Consider the following 20692-nt stretch of genomic DNA (forward strand, 5'->3'; position numbering starts at 1 on the left):
GTTCACGCCCGATCCCCCTCGAGGTAACCACGGATGGCGGCCGCACGCGGATCCAGTTCCCGATTGGCAAACCGGACGTACAGCGCGGTGATGGCAAAGGTGGACACGAATTGGCCGAGCCCGAGCAGCAATCCGACGTTGATGTCGCCGACCACCGCGCGGGACATCAGATCGTGCGCGTACGCGCCGAGCAGCACGTAGCCGAGGTACCAGACCAGGAAGAGCGCTGTCATCGGAAACACGAAGCGGCGCAGCCGTGTTCGCAGTTCTTGGAACTGGGGACCGGCCTGGACTTCGGCGAAGGCTGCGGCGCCCGGCGCCCGCCGCTTGGCGGTGTTGTCGAGATTGATACTGGTCATGATGGTCCTAGCGTGTGACATGGCTTGCGTCTTCAGGACGGTAGCCAGCCACGCCCATAGACCGGAATATGTGGTGTGAGTCACTCCATGAAGGTGGCCGAATCTGCGGTGAGCGGTCGATACGGCGCGACGAACGGTTCTAGCGCGGGTCGTATTCGGCAGGGAGCCTGGAAAGGCGCCGCGGTCGGTCAGTCGGAGCGCAGGCCGCGCTCGCGGTCGGCGCCCATCCCCAGGCGCTCCGGCGCGTGCATCCGGACGAAGATGTGGCCGACGCTTCTGCTGCCGAGCCCGCGGGTGAACTTGCTGACCAGCACCATGGTGGCGAACGCCGCAGGAACGCTGATCGCCGCAGGGTAGCCGAGCATCGCCGCGGGCCATCCGCCCGCCACCTCGTCCGACAGTCCGCCAGTGACCGAGACGGCCGTCGCCGCGCCCGCCGCGATTCCACCCGTGCCGAGACCGGCGGCCGCGCCCGTCGCGGTCAACCCGCGCCACCAGATACCGAGCACCAGCAGCGGGCACAGTGTCGATGCGGCCACCGCGAACGCCAAGCCCACGGTGCGTGACAAATCCAGCGAAACGACCGTCAGCGACAGCGCGAGCGGCACCGTGCCGGCGACCAGCGCCGCGGCGCGGAAGTCGCGAATCCGCCCGCGCAGCATGTCGGTGCTGAGCACACCCGCGATGCTCACCAGCAGTCCCGAGGAGGTGGACAGGAACGCAGCGATCGCACCCGCCGCCACCAGCGCCGCGAGCAGTTGTCCCGGCAGCCCGCCGAGCACCGACCCCGGCAGCAACACCACCGCGGCGTCGGAGGTCCCGGTGATCAGAAGCTGCGGCACGTACAGCCGCGCGAAGACGCCGAGCAGCACCGGAAACAGGTAGAACAGCCCGACCAGGCCGATCACCGCGAGCGCTGTCGCGCGGGCAGCCCTTCCGTCGGGGTTGGTGTAGAAGCGCACCAGCACATGCGGCAGCCCCATGGTGCCGAGGAAAGTGGCGAGGATCAGTGAGTACACCTGGTAGGTCGGATGCGGCCCGCCGAGGCCACCGCCCGGCGCCAGCCAGCCCGCGCCGTCCGCGGGAGCGCCCGCGACGACCGGTACCGCTGCACCCGCGTCCAGTACCAGCCGCGTGCCCGCCGCCAGCTCGTGCGCACCCGCCGTCAGTTGGACCGGACCGTCGACCGTGCGGCCGTCGAAGGTACCCGAGATCGAAACCTGCTGCGGCGCGCCGACCTGCACCACCACGTCGGTGGTCACGTCGACCACGGTGCGTTCGGCCACCACGGGGGGAGCGGGCGCGCCGAGCGCACGGTCCTCGACAAGGAAGTGCCCGAGCAGCACCAGCGCCGGAATCGCCACCGCGGTCAGCTTCAACCAGTACTGGAAAGCCTGGACCAGCGTGATCGACCGCATCCCGCCCCCGACCACGTTCGCGATCACGATCCCGCCTACCGCTGCCGCGCCCACCCAATCCGGGACGCCGAGCAAAAAGTGCAGCGTCAATCCCGCCCCCTGGAACTGCGGGATCAGATACACCGCGCACACCAGCACGACGACGGTCGCGGCCAGCCTGCGCAAGCGCAGTGAGCCCAATCGAAATTCGGCGAAGTCGGGCACCGTGTACGCGCCCGAGCGCCGCAGCGGGGCCGCGACGAACAACAGCAGCGCGAGATATCCGGCGGTGAAGCCCACCGGGTACCACAGCGCGTCCGCGCCGTACTTCGCGATCAACCCGGCGACACCGAGGAACGAAGCAGCCGACAGGTATTCGCCGGAAATGGCGGCGGCGTTCCAGCGCGGTCCCACGCTGCGCGACGCGACCAGGAAGTCGGAGGTGGTGCGCGCGAGGCGTACTCCGTACGCGCCGATCGCGACCGTGGCCAGCGCCGCGAGTACCAATGCGGCCACCGTCAGCACGGGGGCGGGCCCGGCGGTCACGCCGAAGCCCGGCGCACCGCGGCCCGCGCCGAAACGGAGTCGTCGATCCAAGCAGATTCCGTGCCGGCGAGACCGCGGAGGTATCCGGTGGTTCGCGTCGGCGGCATCACGGTTCGGTACGAGCGCATGTCAATCCTCGGCCAGCTCGAGGAAATCCTGCTCGTTGCGCTCGGCTTGGCGCACATACGACCGGCCGATCAGAAACAGCAGCGGGTACACAGCGCCGCCGAGCAGCAGCCACGGCAACCGCACCCCCAGCAGCACCACCGACCCGACCGGGCCGATCTGGAACAGCACCGGTAGCGCGCACAACACGGCGACCGGCACCAGGCCCAGCCGCAGTGCCAGCCCGAGCTGTGCGCGGATCAGACCACCGATGAGCGCTTCGCCGATCCCGGTCTGTTCGGCCACCTCCACCCGGGTACGCACTCGCCGCGCTCCGCGCCGCTGCGACAGCACTACTCGCTGCCGCGCCGGACGCTGCGGCCCGGTCACTGGTTGCCCCACCGTTGCCGGGGGTCGTGCACCAGCCGCTGTTTCAACTCACGCACCTGCCTGCGGCTGACCGGCAATTCGACCGCCACCGCGTTGCCCTCGGCGCGCAGGCACACGACGGTCCCGCTGCCGACCGTGCGCATCCCGGTCACCAGTCGCAGCGCAACCAGATACGACCGGTGCACCCGGAGAAACCCCGCGTTCTGCCATCGGGATTCCAACGCCGACAACGGGATCCGCACCAGATGGGAGCCGCCGCTGGTGTGCAGCCGCGCGTAGTCCCCATCCGCCTCCACCCAGCTCACCGTCGAGCGCGGCACCAGCGTGGTCAGCCCGCCCAGTTCGACGGGAATGACCTCGCTCGGATCGGCCTGCGCTTCCCCGGTGGGGTGGTGCGACGCGCTGCGCGTCACGGCGATCCGCCGTACCGCTGCCGCGAGCCGCACCTCACGCAGCGGCTTGAGCAGATAGTCCACGGCGCCGAGGTCGAACGCCGCGATAGCACGGTCGTCGTGCGCGGTCACGAACACCACCGCGGGCGGATTCGCGAACTCCGACAGGATCCCGGCCAACTCCATACCGTCGAGCCCGGGCATATTGATGTCCAGGAACACGGCGTCGACCGGATGCGCACGCAGCACCCGCAGTGCGCTCGTCGCGTCGCCCGCCGCGTGGATCTCGCCGATCTCGGCTCGCGCGCGCAGCAGATACACCAGCTCGTCCAGAGCGGGTTTCTCGTCGTCCACGGCGAGCACGCGCAGCGCGCCCGTCGAGTTTCCGGTCGCGCGGGTCACAATCGGTCCATCGTATGCGCTGGGTTTCCGGCCATGGATCGGGTATCGATGCCACGATCCGCCGCTCATGGGGGCGTGCCGGACTCACGCGCGGATGCCCGCGCGGAATTTAGGGACGCGGAGGCTGACCTTCGTGCCTGCACCGGGCGCGGTTTCGACGACCAGGCCGTAGTCGTCGCCGAACGCCGCGCGCAGCCGGTCGTCGACGTTGGCGAGCCCGACGTGCGCGGACTCGCCGGACCCTGCCGCGTCCGTTTCGGCGTCGAGCGCACCGGAACGCAGCAGGTCCGGGTCCATGCCGACGCCATCGTCCTCGACGCTGATCACGCAGTCGGTGCCGGCGTCGGCAGCGACGATGCTGACGGTGCCGCCGCCCTGCGTCGTACCGGCCAGCCCATGTCGCACCGCGTTCTCCACCAGCGGCTGCAGCGCGAGGAAGGGCAGGACGACGCCGAGCACCTCCGGTGCGATCCGCAGGCGCACCTCGAGTGCGTCGCCGAAGCGGGCCCGCTCGAGTGCCAGGTATCGCTCGATATTGCGCAGTTCGTCGGCCAGCACGGTGAATTCGCCCGCGGCGCGGAAGGAGTACCTGGTGAAGTCGGCGAACTCGAGGATCAGCTCCCGGGCCCGCGCGGGGTCGGTGCGGACAAATGAGGCGATGGTGTTCAGCGCGTTGTAGATGAAATGCGGGCTGATCTGGGCGCGCAGCGCGCGCACCTCGGCGCGGTCGAGTCGGGCCCGCGAGGCGTCCAGCTCGGCCAATTCGAGCTGGCCGCAGGCATACCGCGCCACCTCGGCGACCGCACCGAGCCAGCCGGGACCGGGTTGTCCGCTGGTCACCACGCCGAGCACCCCGGCCACCCCGGTGGACTCGATCAGCAGCGGCTGCGTAATCAGGGTGCGTCCGGCGTGCTCGCCGCGCCCGGGCCCGGCTATGAGCGCCGGCCGTTCACCGGCGACGGCCCGCTCGGCGGCTTCGGTGAAGTACTCCGCCAGCTCGGCGTGCGGTCCTTCCCAGGCCAGCAGCGTGCCGTCGGCGTCGGCCATGGCGAGTGCCTCGGCGCCGGTGAGTGCGCGTAGATGCGGCGCAGCCTCGCGCGCCGATTCCCTCGTGAGCCCGCGCCGCAGCGGGACCGCAGCGAGTGACGCGGTGTGCAGCGCCGAATGCACCGCCCGCTCGGCCGGCGTCGTCACCACCCGGCGGGTGCGCAGCCCGATCAGCAGCGCACCGGTGATCAGCGCCGCGGCGACCACGGCGGCGAGCGCGGTGGTCATCGCGGGCACTGGCGGCGGTCCATACGCCGATTATCGCGGTAGCGGACCCGTGCGCGGCGCGGGGTCGGGTTCCGCCGCACGAAGCGGCGGCGGAACCCCGACCCCGCCGACGCCGCGGACGCGGTTCGGTATGGAGTGGGCTAGCCCTGGTAGGCCGGCACGGTGAACTCGATCGGGCCCAGCTCGGGCATATGCACCGCGCCGATGGTGACGGTCGCTGCGAACCGTCCGGAGCCGGGCGCGAACAGCGCGGAGTGCCCGCTGTTGCCCCAGTATCCCGGCCCCTGCGCAGTCACCGCGAACACGCCCGCGGCACCGGTGTCGACGTTTCGCCAGTTCAGCGTGATCGGCAGGGTGCACGGCCCGACGCCGATCAGCGTCGAGCTCACAGTGAACGCCGCTTGGTTCGGGTAGGCGTTGCCGTTGACCGAGGCGTCGACCTGGCCCACGCATGGTCCCTGGGCGAGGGTGTAGATGGTGGCGAACTTGCCCTCCGGGGCCGCCGCGGCGGGCGCGGCCGCCGCGAGCAGGGCCGCGAAGGCCGCGGCGGAAACGGTGAACAGTGCTTTCGTCGAATTCATGGACACCTCCACAAGTTTGGGGACATCAGTGTCTGTCATGCCATGCGTCCATCCCCGTACGACGCACCCGATACCGTCGTCGGGGAGGGAGACCGAGCCTACAGTCGTGCCACGACCATGGCCGGGTCCGCCGGAACTCCCAGCGATCCGCGCGGACTGCTGCCGACCGGTGTGGTCGACGTGCAGGTGCCGGTGCTCGACAACGATCGGTCCGGCCGGACATTCCTCCGGCGCAAGACGCCCGGACACCCGACACTCGCGGAAATCAGCCGCTTAAACCGCGAGTCGGCAGGACGCGCCGGTGATCTTCACCACCGACACGCCGGGCGCCTGCGATGCGACAGCGAGCCTGGACGAACCAGTCGGTGGCGACCCCTAGAATCGGTCCAGCCAACCCCCGTCGAGACCTTGGGAGGAAGGACCGTCTTGGCCGCCTCGTCCGGATCGTTCGTTCACCTGCACAACCACACCGAGTACTCCATGCTCGATGGCGCGGCCAAGATATCCCCGCTGTTCACCGAGGCGAAACGGTTGGGCATGACCGCGGTCGGAATGACCGACCACGGCAACATGTACGGGGCGTCGGAGTTCTACAACTCCGCCAAGAAGCACGACGTCAAACCGATCATCGGCATCGAGGCCTACATCGCGCCCGGCTCCCGGTTCGACACCAAGCGAGTGCAGTGGGGTGACCCCAGCCAGAAGGGTGATGACGTCTCGGGTTCGGGCGCCTACACCCACATGACGATGGTCGCCGAGACCGCGACCGGCCTGCGCAACCTGTTCACACTGTCCTCCCTGGCCTCGATCGAGGGCCAGCTCGGCAAGTGGGCGCGCATGGACGAGGAGATCATCGCCCAGTACGCGGAGGGCATCATCGCGACGACGGGTTGCCCGTCCGGCGAGGTGCAGACCCGCCTTCGCCTCGGCCACGACCGTGAGGCGCTGGAGGCCGCGGCCAAGTGGCAGGAGATCTTCGGCAAGGACAACTTCTTCCTCGAGGTGATGGACCACGGGCTGTCCATCGAGCGCCGGGTTCGCGAGGGATTGCTGAACATCGGCAAGCAGCTCGGCATCCGGCCGCTGGCCACGAACGACTGCCACTATGTCACCAAGGATCAGTCCAGCAACCACGAGGCGCTGCTGTGTGTGCAGACCGGCAAAACGCTCTCCGACCCGACCCGGTTCAAGTTCGACGGTGACGGCTACTACCTCAAGTCCGCCGAGGAGATGCGCGCGCTCTGGGACGCCGAGGTGCCCGGCGCGTGCGACAGCACGGTGCTGATCGGCGAGCGGGTCCAGTCCTACGACGACGTGTGGGCCTTCAAGGACCGCATGCCGGTGTTTCCCGTGCCCGAGGGGGAGGACCAGGATTCCTGGCTGCGCAAAGAGGTCGACCGCGGTTTGGCGCGTCGCTTCCCCGACGGGGTGCCCGAGGAGTACTACAGCCGCGCCTATTTCGAGCTCGACGTCATCAAGCAAAAAGGCTTCCCGGCCTATTTCCTCGTCGTCGGCGACCTCGTCGCGCACGCGAAGGAGGTAGGCATTCGGGTCGGCCCCGGCCGTGGTTCGGCGGCTGGCTCACTGGTGGCGTACGCGCTGGGCATCACCAATATCGACCCGCTGCCGCACGGCCTGCTGTTCGAGCGGTTCCTGAATCCGGAGCGCCCGTCCGCGCCGGATATCGATATCGACTTCGACGATCGCCGTCGCGGTGAGATGGTCCGTTACGCCACCGAGAAGTGGGGCACGGACCGGGTTGCCCAGGTGATCACGTTCGGCACGATTAAAACCAAGGCCGCGATCAAGGACTCCGCGCGCGTCCAGTTCGGCCAGCCCGGGTTCGCCATCGCCGACCAGATTTCCAAGGCGCTGCCGCCGCCGATCATGGCCAAGGACATTCCCCTCTCGGGCATCATGGACCCCGACCACGAGCGGTACAAGGAAGCCGCCGAGGTCCGCGAGCTCATCGGCAACAATCCGGATGTCGCCAAGATCTACGAGACCGCGCGCGGGCTGGAGGGTCTGATCCGCAACGCCGGCGTGCACGCCTGCGCGGTGATCATGTCCTCCGAGCCGCTGATGGACGCCATCCCGGTGTGGAAGCGGCCGCAGGACGGGGCGATCATCACCGGCTGGGACTACCCGTCCTGCGAGGCAATCGGCCTGCTGAAGATGGACTTCCTCGGCCTGCGCAACCTCACCGTGATCGGTGACGCGCTGGACAACATCAAGGCCAACCGCGGCATCGATCTCGACATGGACAACCTGCCGCTGGACGATCCGGCCACCTACGAATTGCTTTCCCGCGGTGATACTCTCGGCGTCTTCCAGCTCGACGGTGGCCCCATGCGCGATCTGCTGCGCCGCATGCAGCCCACCGGCTTCAACGACATCGTCGCCGTGCTCGCGCTGTACCGTCCCGGCCCGATGGGCATGAACGCGCACAACGACTACGCCGACCGCAAGAACGAGCGTCAGCCGATCAAACCGATCCACCCGGAGCTGGAGGAGCCGCTCAAAGACATCCTCGCCGAGACCTACGGTCTGATCGTCTATCAAGAGCAGATCATGTTCATCGCGCAGAAGGTCGCCTCCTACTCCATGGGCAAGGCCGACGCGCTGCGCAAGGCGATGGGTAAGAAGAAGCTCGAGGTCCTCGAAGCCGAGTACAAGGGTTTCCACGAGGGCATGACCGCGAACGGATTCTCCGAGGGCGCGGTGAAGGCGCTGTGGGACACCATCCTCCCGTTCGCCGGCTACGCGTTCAACAAGTCGCACGCCGCGGGCTACGGCCTCGTCTCGTTCTGGACCGCCTACCTCAAGGCCAACTACCCGGCTGAATACATGGCGGGTCTGCTGACCTCGGTCGGTGACGACAAGGACAAGGCCGCGGTCTACCTCTCGGACTGCCGCCGCCTCGGCATCACCGTGCTGCCGCCGGACGTCAACGAGTCCGAGCAGAACTTCGCCTCCGTCGGCAAAGACATCCGCTTCGGCCTCGGCGCGGTGCGCAATGTCGGTGCGAACGTCGTTGCCTCGATCATCCAGGCGCGCAAGGAGAAGTCGAAGTTCACCGACTTCTCCGACTACCTGAACAAGATCGACGCGATCGCGGCGAGCAAGAAGGTCACCGAATCTCTCATCAAGGCGGGCGGTTTCGACTCGCTCGGGCATCCGCGCAAGGGCCTGCTGCTGATTCACTCCGACGCCATCGACGCTGTCATGGCAACCAAGAAGGCCGAGGCGATCGGTCAGTTCGACCTGTTCGGCGGTCTGGACGCGGACGAGTCGGTCACCTCGGTGTTCAACGTGAAGGTGCCCGACGAGGAGTGGGAATCCAAGCACCGGCTCGCGCTGGAGCGGGAGATGCTCGGGCTGTACGTGTCCGGGCATCCGCTCAACGGCATCGAGCATGTGCTGGCGGCACAGGCGGATACGCAGATCCCCGCCATTCTGGAAGGCGACATCAAGGACGGCACCCAGGTGACTATCGGCGGCATCCTCGCCTCGGTGAACCGTCGTATCAACAAGAACGGCTTGGCCTGGGCGTCCGCGCAGCTGGAGGACCTCACCGGCGGCATCGAGGTGCTGTTCTTCCCGCAGTCCTACTCGGTGTACGGCATGGACGTGGTCGAGGACGCGGTGGTGCTGGTGAAGGCCCGCGTCTCGGTCCGCGACGATCGGATCTCGTTGATCGCCAACGATCTCGCCGTCCCCGACCTGTCGGCGATCGGCGTCGCCAAGCCGCTCGCGGTCACCGTCACCACTCGGATGTGCACACCGGACAAGATCGGCGAACTCAAGCGGGTCTTGTGCAGGCACCCCGGCACCTCAGATGTCCACGTCCGACATGTCGGCGCCCGAGACAAGACCACGCTGTGGAAACTCGATGAGAGCCTGCGTGTTTCGCCGTCATCAGCACTGATGGGCGACCTCAAGGCGCTGCTCGGCCCGAGCTGCCTGGCCAGCTGACGGGTTCCGCACGGTCACGAATCAACTGCTACTCGATCTGCTCGGGACTCATGGCTGAAACGATGACCTCGGAAACAACCTCGAGACCTGCTCAGGCAGGCAGACTGTGCATGTCAGGAGTTGCGCGGGGTTACCAGGCCGGATTCGTAGGCGAGGACCACGAGTTGGGCGCGGTCGTGGGCGTGCAGCTTGGTCATGGCTCGGTTGATGTGGGTTTTCGCGGTCAGCGGGCTGATCACCATGCGGTCGGCGATCTGGTCGTTGGACAGGCCCTGCGCAACCAGGGCTACGGCCTCGCGTTCGCGGTTGGTCAGTTCTTTCAGCCCCGCGCCGATGCCGATATCGAGCGGCTGGGTGAGGTACCGGTTGATCAGCCGGCGGGTGATCGACGGTGCGAGCAGGGCGTCGCCGCGTGCGGCGACGCGGACGGAGTGGAGAAAATCTTCCGGCTGGATGTCCTTGACAAGGAATCCGGCCGCGCCGGCGCGCAGCGCGTGGAAGACGTGTTCGTCCAAGCCGTAGTTGGTCAGGATGACGACGTGCACCCCGGCCAGGGTCGGGTCCGCGGCGATGCGCCGCGTCGCCTCGATGCCGTCGATGACCGGCATCTGAATGTCGATGAGCGCGATGTCGGGCAGGTGTTCCCTGGCCAGCGCCAGGCCCTCGCTCCCGTCGGCGGCCTCGGCCACGACCTCGATGTCGTCCTCGAGGTCGAGGAGCGCGCGGAATCCGCTGCGAATGAGCGGCTGGTCGTCGACCAGCAGGACACGGATCATGGCGTTGGGTCCACGGGCAGTTCGGCATGTACGGAGAAGCCGCCTTCGCTGCGTGGTGCCGCCCGCAGGCGACCGCCGAGGGCGGTGACTCGTTCACGCATTCCGAGCAGCCCGACGCCGGGCACCGACGCGGTATCCGAGGTGGCCTTGCCGTCGTCGTCGACCCGGATGACCAGAGCGTCAGGGCGATAATCGATCCGGACCGACGCAGTCGCGGCGGCGGCGTGCCTGGCGACGTTGGTCAGCGACTCCTGAACAATTCGGTAGATGGTCCGGTCCACCGCGGCTGGCACGTCCTGGTGGTGTCCTTCGATCGTCAACGTGGCGTCCAGGCCGGTCGTACGGGCCCGTGCCACCAGGTCCGGGACGTGGGCGAGCCCTTGCGGCGGGTTCTTGCCGTCGTCGCGCAGCGCCTCCAGGGTCGCTCGCAGTTCCCGGGCCGCCTCACGACCGGCCTCCCGGATCGCCAGCAGGGCCTCGGGCACCTCTTCGCCCCGCTTGCCGGCCACGTGAACGGCAGCCTCGGACTGCACCTTGATGACCGAGATCTGGTGGGTGAGCGAATCGTGCAGCTCCCGCGCGATATGCAGCCGTTCCTCGTCGGCGCGGCGTCGCGCGGTCTCCTCCTTGGTGTGCTCGGCTTCCTCGGCCCGCCGCTCAGCTTGCCGCAGCGCTTCCCCCGCGGCACCGGCCGCGATCAACCAGGCCAGCTCGAGGGCGCCTCGGGCCTGCGCGAACGCCTCGCCCGTGTTGTGCAGGGAGGCCAGGGCCGCGAGCGGGAGAGCGGCCAGCATGGTCACCGACGCCGCCGCCGTGGTCATGCGGTGTCCCGCCCGCACGGCGGCATATACCGCGAACAGGAACGCGACGGCAGGGACGTCGAAACCGACGGCTTGGTAACCCAGCGCGCACAACCCGGTCACGGTCAGCACGGTGACCGGAGCCCAGCGGCGCGCAGCCAGTGCCAGACCGCTGGTTATCAACAACGTGTAGCCCAGCGGATCCAGACTTGCGGGGGAGTGTTGCGTCGACAGCCCGGCGACCAGAAGGATAGCCGACAGGCCGAGGGCGATCGCCCAGTCTCCGATCCGTCCCCTGCTCATGCATGCACCCTAGCTGGATCTTCGCGCAGGCAACTCCCGCGCACGGATGATCAGCCGCCTACCGCACACGCGGTACCTTCGCGGCTCCTGCGGCGTCCGCGGCAGCCGGCTACGGCATCGGTGGCAGGGCGAATTGCCCGCATCCACAGGACGACTGGCGGTGGGTCCAGCGGACATGATCGAGCGACGTTCAGTCCTACGATGAAGGAGCGCCCCATGTCCGTCCGTCACCTGCTCGCCGCCACAGCAGCCGCCCTGCTCGCAGGTCTCGCGCTTGCCGCACCGGCGGCCGCAGCCGTCTCGGTCGAGCCGGCCGCCACCAGTTACGGCATGACCTCCGGGCGACTCGGGCCCACCCTGACCGCACTGGTGGGGCTGACCGGCGCGGTCATCGGCGGGCTGGCTCTCCGCCCCGCCGGTCGTATGGGATCCGGGGGGCGCGGGCCCATCATGGCCCTGGCGGCGGGGTTGATCAGCGTAGTCCTCGGTGGGCTGTTCGCGGCCACCGCCGACGGTGGCCCTGGCACCGGCAACGGGATAGTCGGGGCCTTCGCGGCCGTGGTGTTGGGACTGATCAGTATGGCCCTCGGTGGGTTGGCTCTGGGCCGCCGCTCCCGCCGCACCGGCTGAACGCAACGAGAACGGGCGAGCGTTCGGGTCTGCCTGAAGTCCGCCCACCGGTCGAAGTACACCGACTTCTCCGACTACCTGAACAAGATCGATGCGATCGCGAGTGAGAAGTTCACCGAATCTCTCATCGAGGCGAGTGATTTCGATTCGCTCGGGCACGCGCGCAAGGGTCTGCTGCTCCACTCCGACGCCATCGACGCCGTCATGGCCGCCGAGAAGGCGGGCCTTGTACAGGCACCTCGGATGTGCACCCGCGCCTCACCGCCTGAGGCGGCACGCAAAGACCGGCTCGGGTCCGTATCCGCCGGAACTTCCGGCGCCGCGGACTCGAGCTGTGTGTGGATGGGGTGGATTCATCTCGACGACAAGCCCGCCACCTCGAGGCGGCATCGGATCTAGTTCGCGAGTTGGGCAAGGGCGCGGAGGCCGGAGATGATGTCGGCGGCGGTGGGGGCGTTGTCGGGGTCTACGAGGTGCTGGGCGAGTAGGCCGCCGATCATGGTTTGCAGGACGGCGCCGAGGTGGGAGTCCTTGTCGGCCGCGGCGAATCGGCGTGCGAGCTCGGTGCGTGCGAGGGCTTGGGCAGAGCCGAATTCACTACGGAGATCGGGGGAGTGCAGGGCCTGAGCCAAGCTTTCGACGTTGGCCGACCAGAGGGCGTGGTCTTCGGTGAACGATGTGATGAGCTGCTGAAAGAAGGTATGTAGGCGGTCGGTCGGGTCGTCGGCGTCGGTGGGGAGCGAGTCGAGGATCTGTTGGACGGCGGCCGCGCTGGATTCCATCATCGCCTGGTTGAGCAGCTTGTCTCGGGTGCCGAAGTGGTAGTTGATGGCCGCCAGGTTGGAGCCGGAGGCGGCGACGATATCCCGCACCGTGGTGCGCGCGTATCCGCGTTCGGCCAGGCATCGCTTGGCGGCGGCGAGCAGATCTTCTCGGGTTCCCACATTCGCACCTTATCAGCGCGGCATACATACGTTTGGGACTATCGTTTAAAACAACTGTCTGTGACAAACGTTTTAAACGTATGTATGTTGAAGGCGATCCGCTCCAACACACGGAAGTACGAGAACGAGATGACCGCGCAGCGACCGATTTCCCCCTTCGAGATCAGCTTCTTCGGCTCTGGCACCAAGCTCGGCAGCGTGCCAACCGGTGGAATGCCACTGTTCATCGGCTCTACGGTGCATGGTTCGCTCGACGTCGAGATCCTCCGCCGGGTGCTGGATGAACTGGCGGCGCAGCATCCGCTGCTGTGCAGTAAACCGGTGGCCGATCCGGATGGCACGATGCGGTTCCACCGAGATGACGGATACCGCCCTCGGCTCGACATCACCGATGGTGGCGAAGTCGAATACCTGAATCTGGTGAATGGGCCAAGGGATTGGCGTGACGGGCTGTTCCGCGCCCATCTGCTGCGCGACGGTGACCGCGATCAGCTCGTTCTGGTCATTCATCACGGGATCGCCGACGGCCGATCGGCTTTCGCGCTCCTGGAAGAGATGTGGCGGCGCTACACGGCGCATGCGACTGGCACCGCGGTGCCGCAGTCGGATTTCGATCGAAACCTGCCCGAGGCCATCGACGACCAGCTGGCCGCCGTAATCGGCGACGCGGAGGTCACCGAGTGGCTCGAGCAGGTGCGGGCGAGTGTCGCGCTGATGGGCCTGGAATCGGCTCCGCGTACCCTCCCGAACGACGGCGTCGGCAACGATCCGCTCGGCCGCTTTGCCGTGCAGCGGATCGAGCTGGACGCCAAGGAAACCGATGTCCTCATCGAGGCCGCTCGCGCGCATGATCTTTCGGTCAACAGCCTGCTCAGCGGCGCCGCTCTGGTCGCAGTTCGTTCGCAACTCGAGCCGGCGACGGGCCCACTGCGGATGGTCTGTGGGCACGCGGTGGATGTGCGATCCGAGCTGGTTCCGCCGTTGCCCGTCCACACGATCCTCAATTGCGCCTCGGGGTTGGGCACGCCCGCGATCGTTTCGCACGACTCGAGCCCGGTCGAAGTTGGACATCAGGTTTCGGCAGGCATGCAGGCCGCGCTCGAGCGGCGCGAACCGGCGCGTTTCACGCTCGTCGCTCGTCGCGTCCACGACGAGGTGACCGCGGCGATCCTGGCTGCCGCCCCATCCCTTGCCCTCTCCAATATCGGTAGGCTGCCGGCGCATTCGGTACCCGAAGGCATTCGAATCATCCGTGACGACATCTACGCGATGGGGCCTGGAATGCCGCCGAAGCTCACCATCTTCACCGTCGGTGGACGACTCACCATTCAGGTGGAATACGACACCGCCCTGCACAGTCGTGCGCAGATGGGCAAGATCGGCCTCGCCTTGTTCGCGGCACTGCAGGAGATCTGCGCCGAATAGATTCAGGGTGTAGTGCTTTCGGCGACTGCCCGTCGCGGTGCTGATTGCGACTGGTGGCCCGCATCGGCCACCGCGAGGTCGGGCTGGGGGGTCCGATTGCTTTGCAGGGCATGGCTCCATGCGACGGTTCCGAGTGCGGCAACACCGAGGGCCGCGCCGATCCAGGCTACCGAGGCATAGCCCAGGCCCGCCCCGATGGCGAGGCCACCGAGCCAGGGGCCCGCGGTGATGCCGACGTTGAACGACGAAATGTTGGTGGCGGCGGCCAGGGTCGGCGCGTCGCCCGCGAGGGTGAAGACTCGGCTGTTCAGGGTCGGATTTATGCCGAAACCGAAGGCGCCCAACAGGAATGACAGCAGCACGACGGGAACAGCGTACTGGGCGGTCAGGGCCAGCAGTGCGGAGGTGACGACCACCCCGGCGATGCCGACGTACAGGCTGGTGAGCGGATGGGCGTCGGCGGTCCGGCCGCCGGCGACGATGCCGACGAAGGCGCCGAGCCCGTAGATCGCCAGCACCACGGGGATCCAGCCGTCGGCCAGCCGTGTGGTGTCCGACAGCAACGCGCCGAGGTAGGCGAAGCTCACCAACAGCGCACCGGTGGCTAGCGCGGTGGTGCCATAGGACAGCCACAACTGCGGCCGAACCATGGTGCGCAACTCTTTCCGCATCCGCGGCGCCGTGGCCGGTCGCCCGCCGGGAATCTTCACCAGTACGCCGAACATGGCGGCCGCCGACAGGAGCGCGACTGCCCAGAAGGCCGCGCGCCAGCCCAGGTGCTGCCCGATGACGGTGCCCGCGGGGAGGCCGATGACGGTGGCGATGGTCAGCCCGCCCGCGACGATGCTCATCGCCTTGCCGCGCGCGGTCGCCGGGACCAAGCTGATCGCCGTGGTCGCGGCCACCGCCCAGAATCCGGCGTAGACGAAGGCACCGATCACCCGTGTCGTGAACAGTATTCGGTAGTCCGAGGTGAGCGCGGCGACGACGTGCGTGGCGGCGAAAACAGCGAGGAAGGCGAGCAGCGCTGTGCGCCGCGACCAGCGCAGCGTCGCTACCGCGAGCACGGGCGCGCCGACCAGCATGCCCAGCGCGAACGCCGAGATGAGCAGGCCGGCCTGCGGCACGGAGACGCCCAGGTCACCTGCCATCTCGGTGAGCAGGCCCGCGAGCATCAGCTCCGAGGTGCCCTGGGCGAAGATCGAGAGACCCAGGACGTAGATCGCCACAGGCATCGGTACCTCCTTATTTTGTACTGATCAATCTAAAATGAGGATGCGGCAGCGACGCCGCGGTGGAAAGGTGTCAGAAGGTGGGTGTGCGGGACAGGTCGCTCAGAGCGCGCCGAGTGCGGTGGTCGCGATGGCCGCCAATGTCTCCCGGTCGGCACCGCCACGTGCGGCTACCCGCATACCGCCGATCGTGGCGATCACGAAATGGGCCATCGTGCGGGGGTCCTTGTCCGGTGCGACGTCGCCTGCGTGTCTGCCGCTGTCGAATGCCGCTGTGAGCGCGTCGAGCCGCCGTTCGTGATCGGCCCGCAGGGTGGCGGCTACTTCGGGGTCGCGCGGGGCCAGCTCGATGGTCGAGTTGACCACCAGGCAGCCCAGTGGGTCGTCGTCCGGAGAATCCACGACCTGCCACAGTAGCGTGCGAATCTTCGTCGATACGTCGCCCGGCCCGTCGAGCAGGTCGAAGGTCGGGGCGTTCTTGGCCGTCATATAGCGGCGCAGCGCGCGCTGGAACAAATCGCGCTTGCTGGTGAAGGCGTTGTAGATGCTGCTGCGGCCCAGCCCGGTAGCCGCGCAGAGGTCCTCGGTGGAGGTCGCTTCGTATCCTGTGCGCCAGAACGCCCGCATCGCCGCGTCCACCGCGCGATCCTCGTCGAACAGCCTCGGTCGTGCCATGGACCCAAGATAGCAGTTTTGGACCGAATGTTTCAATATTGTGGTCGGGATCGGTCGATCCTGCCGTTCGCTGCGGTACGCATCCGACTGGGACCCGGGCTTTCCGGTTGTCGAGCGGACGTTGAGCATTCGATAGGCGGCGTCGAAGGGCTGAAACCCGAATGCGTGCCCAGCACTTTGCCGCATGCCATGGGTGCCGATCGGCCCGAGGTAGCGTGAATCCAGCCCCAGTTGAGTTGGGTACGTATAGATTCGAAGTTCGACACTTACGACCGGGCGGATCTCATTGTTGGGTCTCAGAACGCATCTGAGACTGGCCGGATCGGGATTCCTCTGCCTCATCACCTCCCTGACTGCGCTCGGGCTCGGCCGCAGCCCGATAGCGACTCCGGGATTCGGTCTCCGCGGCATTGTCGACGCCGAGTGCTGCTCAGCGACTTGATCACTTTTCAGTGACCCTTTGGGAGCTGGTGGAGCATGGTGACCGCACCCCGCCGACAACGGTTGCGCCTGTGATTGCAGTCCTCGTGACTCCCTGTGGGGACGGAGGCATCGGCGCTGGTGGGAATTTACAGCGCGCCGAGTTGCTCGACGATTTCGGTGGCCGTCAATGCCCGCGCCCTGGCGTCTGCGGCCTGTGCTGCGGCGGCGCGGATGATCTCGACGGCGCGGCCGGCCGGGCAGGCGGTGTGTGGGCTGGACACAGTAGTGCAGGCCGTGCAGCCTTCGACGGCGCCGGTCAGGTGGGCTTCGCGGTTGGCGATGTCGAGGGCGACGACCAAGTCGAGCCCGCTGAAGGGGTTGGTGTGCATGAAGGTCAGATCTTCTGGCTCGGGGACAGGGACGATCTATCACGAGGAGGCCTTGTGTAGCGGCGCGGTTGTGCGGGTGGTTCTCCACTCTGAAGTCCGCACTGGAGGACACCGCGGGCTGATGAGGGAGGTCCCGCGGTGTCGGGCCGTGCCTGCTCCGGACTCCCTCGTGACGATTAGAGGTGATCGAGATCCGGTCGGTCAACGAATAGGTCGTAGGTCCTGTTCAGGATCGTTTTCTTGGAAGTTCGCTGCTGGGTTGGGGGTTCCGCCTGTAGGGTCGACTTCGTTGTCGACCTGCCAACGCCGTTGTCGGGGGCGGTTTCCGGGCGACGCCGTCGTCACCCGGGCATTCGTTTCCTCACGACAACCAGCATGCGCGAGTAGGTACAGACCCCGCATCCGTAAATACGTATGAGCTATACCGATGGAATGCCTACGATGGCCGCGAACGCGGGTAGGCACGGGGGATTGGTAGAGGCCGGGTTGGGTGATGGGCCGAACTGGTGTTCGTAGTTGCTCATGTTGTCGTTGCGGGACGCCCAGCCCTGAGATTGAATCTCAAGCTTAAATCCACAGTCCCGCGACGTTTGGTCGTGGTTTGGATGGCTCGGGGCTCGGGTGCGGGGACTACGATTCCGTAGTGTGCGTGCTAGGCGCGGGGAAGGCGTTGGCGGGTTCCCGGCTCACGGTTTCGTGGGCCGGCATCGTGAGTTGGAGCAGATCAGCACCCTGCTACTGGGCCCGGCCCGGTTGATCACCCTGACCGGTGCGGGCGGGATCGGCAAGACCCGGCTGGCAGCCGAAGCGGTCGCCCGGTTCGGTAAAGCCGCGACCGGGGAGCTACGCGTGTACTGGGTGCGGTTGGCACGGTTGGCCACGGGCGCGGACACGACCGCGATCGAAGAAGAAGTCGCCCACGTGGTGATCGAGACCGACTTCTCCGGACGCTCAGCCCGAGAGGCCCTCCTCGACACCCTTACCCGGACCGATCCGGCCGGGCATGTCCCTCGCACGGTGCTGGTTCTGGACAACTGCGAGCATGTCCTCGCCGGGGTCGCCGACCTGACCCCCGGTCTGCTCGACGCGGTACCAGAGCTGACCGTGGTGGCCACCAGCCGCGAGCCCGTCGGCTGGCTCGACGAACACCTGATCACCGTCCCACCCCTGTCCAGAGACCATGCTGTGGCGTTGTTTCGGCACCGCGCCGAACTCACCGGCCACACCATCACCAGCGCAGAACACACCGCCACGGCAGCCGAGATCTGCGACCACATCGACAACCACCCCCTCTACATCCAGTTGGCGGCCGCACGACTGCGCCGCCAACCACTGGCGATGATCCTGCAAGGACTCACCGGCCACGCCGACGACACCCGACTGCGCTGGTCCCGCGGCCCCTACAGGGGCACCGAACCCCGGCATCGAGCGGTCACCGACGTCATCACCTGGTCCTACGACCTGTGCAGCGACAAAGAACGGCTGCTCTTCGACCGGCTGTCGGTGTTCGCCGCGGGCTATGCCACCAACCCCGACGACACCGACAACAAGGTCGTATTGGATGTGGGAGCCGACCTCGACGCCATCGAAACCATCTGCTCCGACACCACCACCACTGACAACGGCGAGAACCGCGACCACGACGACAGCGCAACCGGCTACGACAACGGCGGTGATGCTGGTGTGGTGTTGGCTCGTCATGAGGTCGAGGGTGTGCTCGAGCGTCTGGTCGATCAGTCGTTGGTGTCGGTGCATATGACATCCACGACGGTGCGGTATTCCCTGGTGGAGAGCCTGCGAGTGTTCGCACAGCACCGGCTGTGCCTGCGCACCACGGACAAGGTGGATGAATCCGCCCGGATGGCCGACCTGCACCGCCACTACTACTACGACAAAGTCGCTCACGCCGCGGCCCACTGGCTCCGCCCGGAAGGACAGGGTCTGCTGGACTGGATCCGAACAGCCTGGGCCAACATCGCGACCGCGATCGAAACCAGCATAACCACCCCCGGCCAGGCCACCATCGGCCTGGAAATCTGCCTCGGGCTCGCTGCCCTGGGAACAGTCGGCGCCGGCGGCGCGGTAGGAGAATTGCGGCGCTGGATCCAACGTAGCCTCGACGCCACCCGGGCCGCGACCCCGCAACCCACCGACCTGCAGATCGACGCCATGGCCGCCATCGGCATGCTCGCCCTGCTTCAGGGCTGTCCCGAGGATGCCGAGCGGATGCTCGAGGACTGTGTTGCCGCCTGCGTTCCCGACCCGGATAGCAGACGGAACTGGTGGGACACCCCCGAGATCGATCTCGGTCTGCCCGCCTCTGTCGAAGACGCGTGGGGGATAGCGCTGCTGTTCGCTCGTCGCGATGCCCGCGCTATCACCGTCTACACTCGCGCCCGGGACAAATTCGAGGCTCTCGGCAACTACGTCGCCGCGTCGCGAAGCGAAGCGGGCGCGGCTGCGGCCGCGGGTCTGGTGGGAACCGCGCACCAGGCCTACGAGCTCACCCGGCGCTACTGCGACCGCGCGAACGCTTCCGGATTGTTGTGGGAAAAGTGCATGGCCCAAATCGTCATGGCGACCACCTTGACCATGCACGGCGGCGATCCGACCGAGGCGTTGGCTCTCCAACGGGCCTCGCTGACCTATCAACTCACCGTGGGTGATCAGTGGGTCGGATGGCTGACGGTGCAGTGCCGGATGTGGTCGTTGGCGCGTTTGATCACCGATGCGATCGCTGCCGGAAACCCCGACCGCTGCAGGCTGATGGCGCTGGCCACCGAGATCGCCCGCTTGGCCGGCGGGGCCAAAACCCTGCGAACCAGACTTGGCATCAACCTCGAACAGATGGGCCCGTGGGCCGATGAATCCGATAACGCTGTTGATGTCGCCCGTCGGGTGCTCGGATCCGCCGCCTTCGCTGCGGCGGAAGCGCAGGGTTCACGGTTGCGTCCGGAACACAACGAGGTACAGCGGCTCGCCTTGGGCAAACTGACCATCGACGCCCCACAGGGCAAGCCCCTCACCTCGCAGTGGGACGAGTTGACTGCTGCTGAGCGGCAGGTCGCCATCCTGGCCACGGCCGGATGGACCAACCCCGCCATCGCCGTCCGCCGCGGGAAATCGGCCAGAACCATCGAAGCCCAAATGGCCGCAATCCTGCATAAACTAGCCATCACCTCCCGCGAAGACATCATCGACCACATCCCCAAAGACATCATCGAACAAGTCCGCACCGAAACCATCCGACGACCACAACGAAACATCCGCAATTCACAACCACACTGAGGGGACCTTCGCGGAGAGAGATGTTGGCGTCGCCGAGGTGTGTGGCCGAGCTGTGGCGGAGTTGGTGCAGGCGTAGGCCACCGTCGCCGTAGTGGCCGAGCAGTATGCTGGCGCGGTCGTAGCCGAGCCTGCTGCAGCCGGTCTGGGGGGCAGATGTAGCGGGGTCGGTCGTCACGCAGCGGTGCGGTCCGGGCCGGTTTTCGGATAGAAACAGCGGCCCGTGGTCGCGGCCGGCGAGAGGCTGGGCAAACAGGGGGGCGGTCTCGGTGCCCCAAGTGATCTACATGGTGTGGCCGCCCTTGGCGGTGATCTTGGCTTGCTTGTTGGGCAGGTCCAGGTCGTTGAGGTTGAGCGCGAGCACGGCGCTGGCTCTGCTGGCTGACTC

General features: G+C 67.2%; 16 protein-coding genes. 4 read left to right on the top strand and 12 right to left on the bottom strand.

The genetic code is table 11. The features are described 5' to 3' along the window. Positions 1-2: 2 nt before the first annotated feature. The 6 genes from OH799_RS34715 to OH799_RS34740 all read right to left on the bottom strand — a co-directional run bounded on the left by OH799_RS34715 (position 3) and on the right by OH799_RS34740 (position 5486). Positions 3-359, bottom strand: coding sequence for a DUF485 domain-containing protein (locus tag OH799_RS34715; RefSeq protein ID WP_357268447.1), 357 nt, complete (start codon positions 357-359; stop codon positions 3-5). A 188-nt stretch (positions 360-547) separates the two neighbouring features. Next, positions 548-2302: a cation acetate symporter gene (locus OH799_RS34720; protein WP_406282872.1), complete on the bottom strand. Its 1755-nt coding sequence runs from the start codon at positions 2300-2302 to the stop codon at positions 548-550. A gap of 129 nt (positions 2303-2431) precedes the next feature. After that, on the bottom strand, positions 2432-2797 hold the full coding sequence (locus OH799_RS34725; protein ID WP_406273311.1) for a hypothetical protein: 366 nt from the start codon (positions 2795-2797) through the stop codon (positions 2432-2434). Next, the gene (locus OH799_RS34730; RefSeq protein WP_406273314.1) at positions 2794-3591 is read right to left on the bottom strand and encodes a LytR/AlgR family response regulator transcription factor; all 798 of its coding nucleotides are present in this window, start codon (positions 3589-3591) and stop codon (positions 2794-2796) included. The genes OH799_RS34725 and OH799_RS34730 overlap by 4 nt, the downstream gene beginning before the upstream one ends. 84 nt (positions 3592-3675) lie before the next feature. Then, positions 3676-4866 (bottom strand): sensor histidine kinase, encoded by a 1191-nt coding sequence (locus tag OH799_RS34735; protein WP_406273317.1) that lies wholly within the window; start codon positions 4864-4866, stop codon positions 3676-3678. A 140-nt stretch (positions 4867-5006) separates the two neighbouring features. Beyond that, complete coding sequence (locus OH799_RS34740) at positions 5007-5486, bottom strand: hypothetical protein (RefSeq protein WP_406273319.1); 480 nt, start codon at positions 5484-5486, stop codon at positions 5007-5009. A 387-nt stretch (positions 5487-5873) separates the two neighbouring features. Between OH799_RS34740 and dnaE the strand changes: the two genes are divergently transcribed. Continuing rightward, entirely contained in the window at positions 5874-9422 is a 3549-nt protein-coding gene (dnaE, locus tag OH799_RS34745) for a DNA polymerase III subunit alpha (protein ID WP_406273322.1), read from the top strand. Between the two features lie 113 nt (positions 9423-9535). Here dnaE and OH799_RS34750 read toward each other — a convergent pair whose 3' ends face one another. Further along, positions 9536-10198 (bottom strand): response regulator, encoded by a 663-nt coding sequence (locus OH799_RS34750; protein ID WP_406273324.1) that lies wholly within the window; start codon positions 10196-10198, stop codon positions 9536-9538. After that, on the bottom strand, positions 10195-11301 hold the full coding sequence (locus tag OH799_RS34755) for a sensor histidine kinase (RefSeq protein WP_406273327.1): 1107 nt from the start codon (positions 11299-11301) through the stop codon (positions 10195-10197). The genes OH799_RS34750 and OH799_RS34755 overlap by 4 nt, the downstream gene beginning before the upstream one ends. A gap of 216 nt (positions 11302-11517) precedes the next feature. On the opposite strand from OH799_RS34755, the gene OH799_RS34760 reads away from it, so the two are divergent. Further along, positions 11518-11931 (top strand): DUF6223 family protein, encoded by a 414-nt coding sequence (locus tag OH799_RS34760; protein ID WP_406273329.1) that lies wholly within the window; start codon positions 11518-11520, stop codon positions 11929-11931. A 395-nt stretch (positions 11932-12326) separates the two neighbouring features. Here the strand turns inward: OH799_RS34760 and OH799_RS34765 are convergent, their stop codons facing one another. Further along, entirely contained in the window at positions 12327-12803 is a 477-nt protein-coding gene (locus OH799_RS34765; protein ID WP_406273332.1) for a TetR family transcriptional regulator C-terminal domain-containing protein, read from the bottom strand. On the opposite strand from OH799_RS34765, the gene OH799_RS34770 reads away from it, so the two are divergent. Then, complete coding sequence (locus OH799_RS34770) at positions 12750-14300, top strand: phthiocerol/phthiodiolone dimycocerosyl transferase family protein (protein WP_406273335.1); 1551 nt, start codon at positions 12750-12752, stop codon at positions 14298-14300. The two genes, OH799_RS34765 and OH799_RS34770, sit on opposite strands and share 54 nt — an antisense overlap. A 2-nt stretch (positions 14301-14302) precedes the next feature. Here the strand turns inward: OH799_RS34770 and OH799_RS34775 are convergent, their stop codons facing one another. The 3 genes from OH799_RS34775 to OH799_RS34785 all read right to left on the bottom strand — a co-directional run bounded on the left by OH799_RS34775 (position 14303) and on the right by OH799_RS34785 (position 17019). Beyond that, the gene (locus tag OH799_RS34775; protein ID WP_406273338.1) at positions 14303-15535 is read right to left on the bottom strand and encodes a Cmx/CmrA family chloramphenicol efflux MFS transporter; all 1233 of its coding nucleotides are present in this window, start codon (positions 15533-15535) and stop codon (positions 14303-14305) included. Between the two features lie 99 nt (positions 15536-15634). After that, positions 15635-16207: a TetR/AcrR family transcriptional regulator gene (locus tag OH799_RS34780; protein WP_406273340.1), complete on the bottom strand. Its 573-nt coding sequence runs from the start codon at positions 16205-16207 to the stop codon at positions 15635-15637. Between the two features lie 569 nt (positions 16208-16776). Continuing rightward, positions 16777-17019: a hypothetical protein gene (locus OH799_RS34785; protein ID WP_406273343.1), complete on the bottom strand. Its 243-nt coding sequence runs from the start codon at positions 17017-17019 to the stop codon at positions 16777-16779. A 696-nt stretch (positions 17020-17715) separates the two neighbouring features. Here OH799_RS34785 and OH799_RS34790 point away from each other — a divergent pair. Beyond that, a complete protein-coding gene (locus OH799_RS34790; protein WP_406273346.1) occupies positions 17716-20307 on the top strand; it encodes an ATP-binding protein in 2592 nt (863 codons plus the stop codon). The last annotated feature ends 385 nt before the right edge of the window (positions 20308-20692 follow it).

It is taken from the genome of Nocardia sp. NBC_00881, from assembly GCF_045207455.1.
Classification (GTDB): domain Bacteria; phylum Actinomycetota; class Actinomycetes; order Mycobacteriales; family Mycobacteriaceae; genus Nocardia.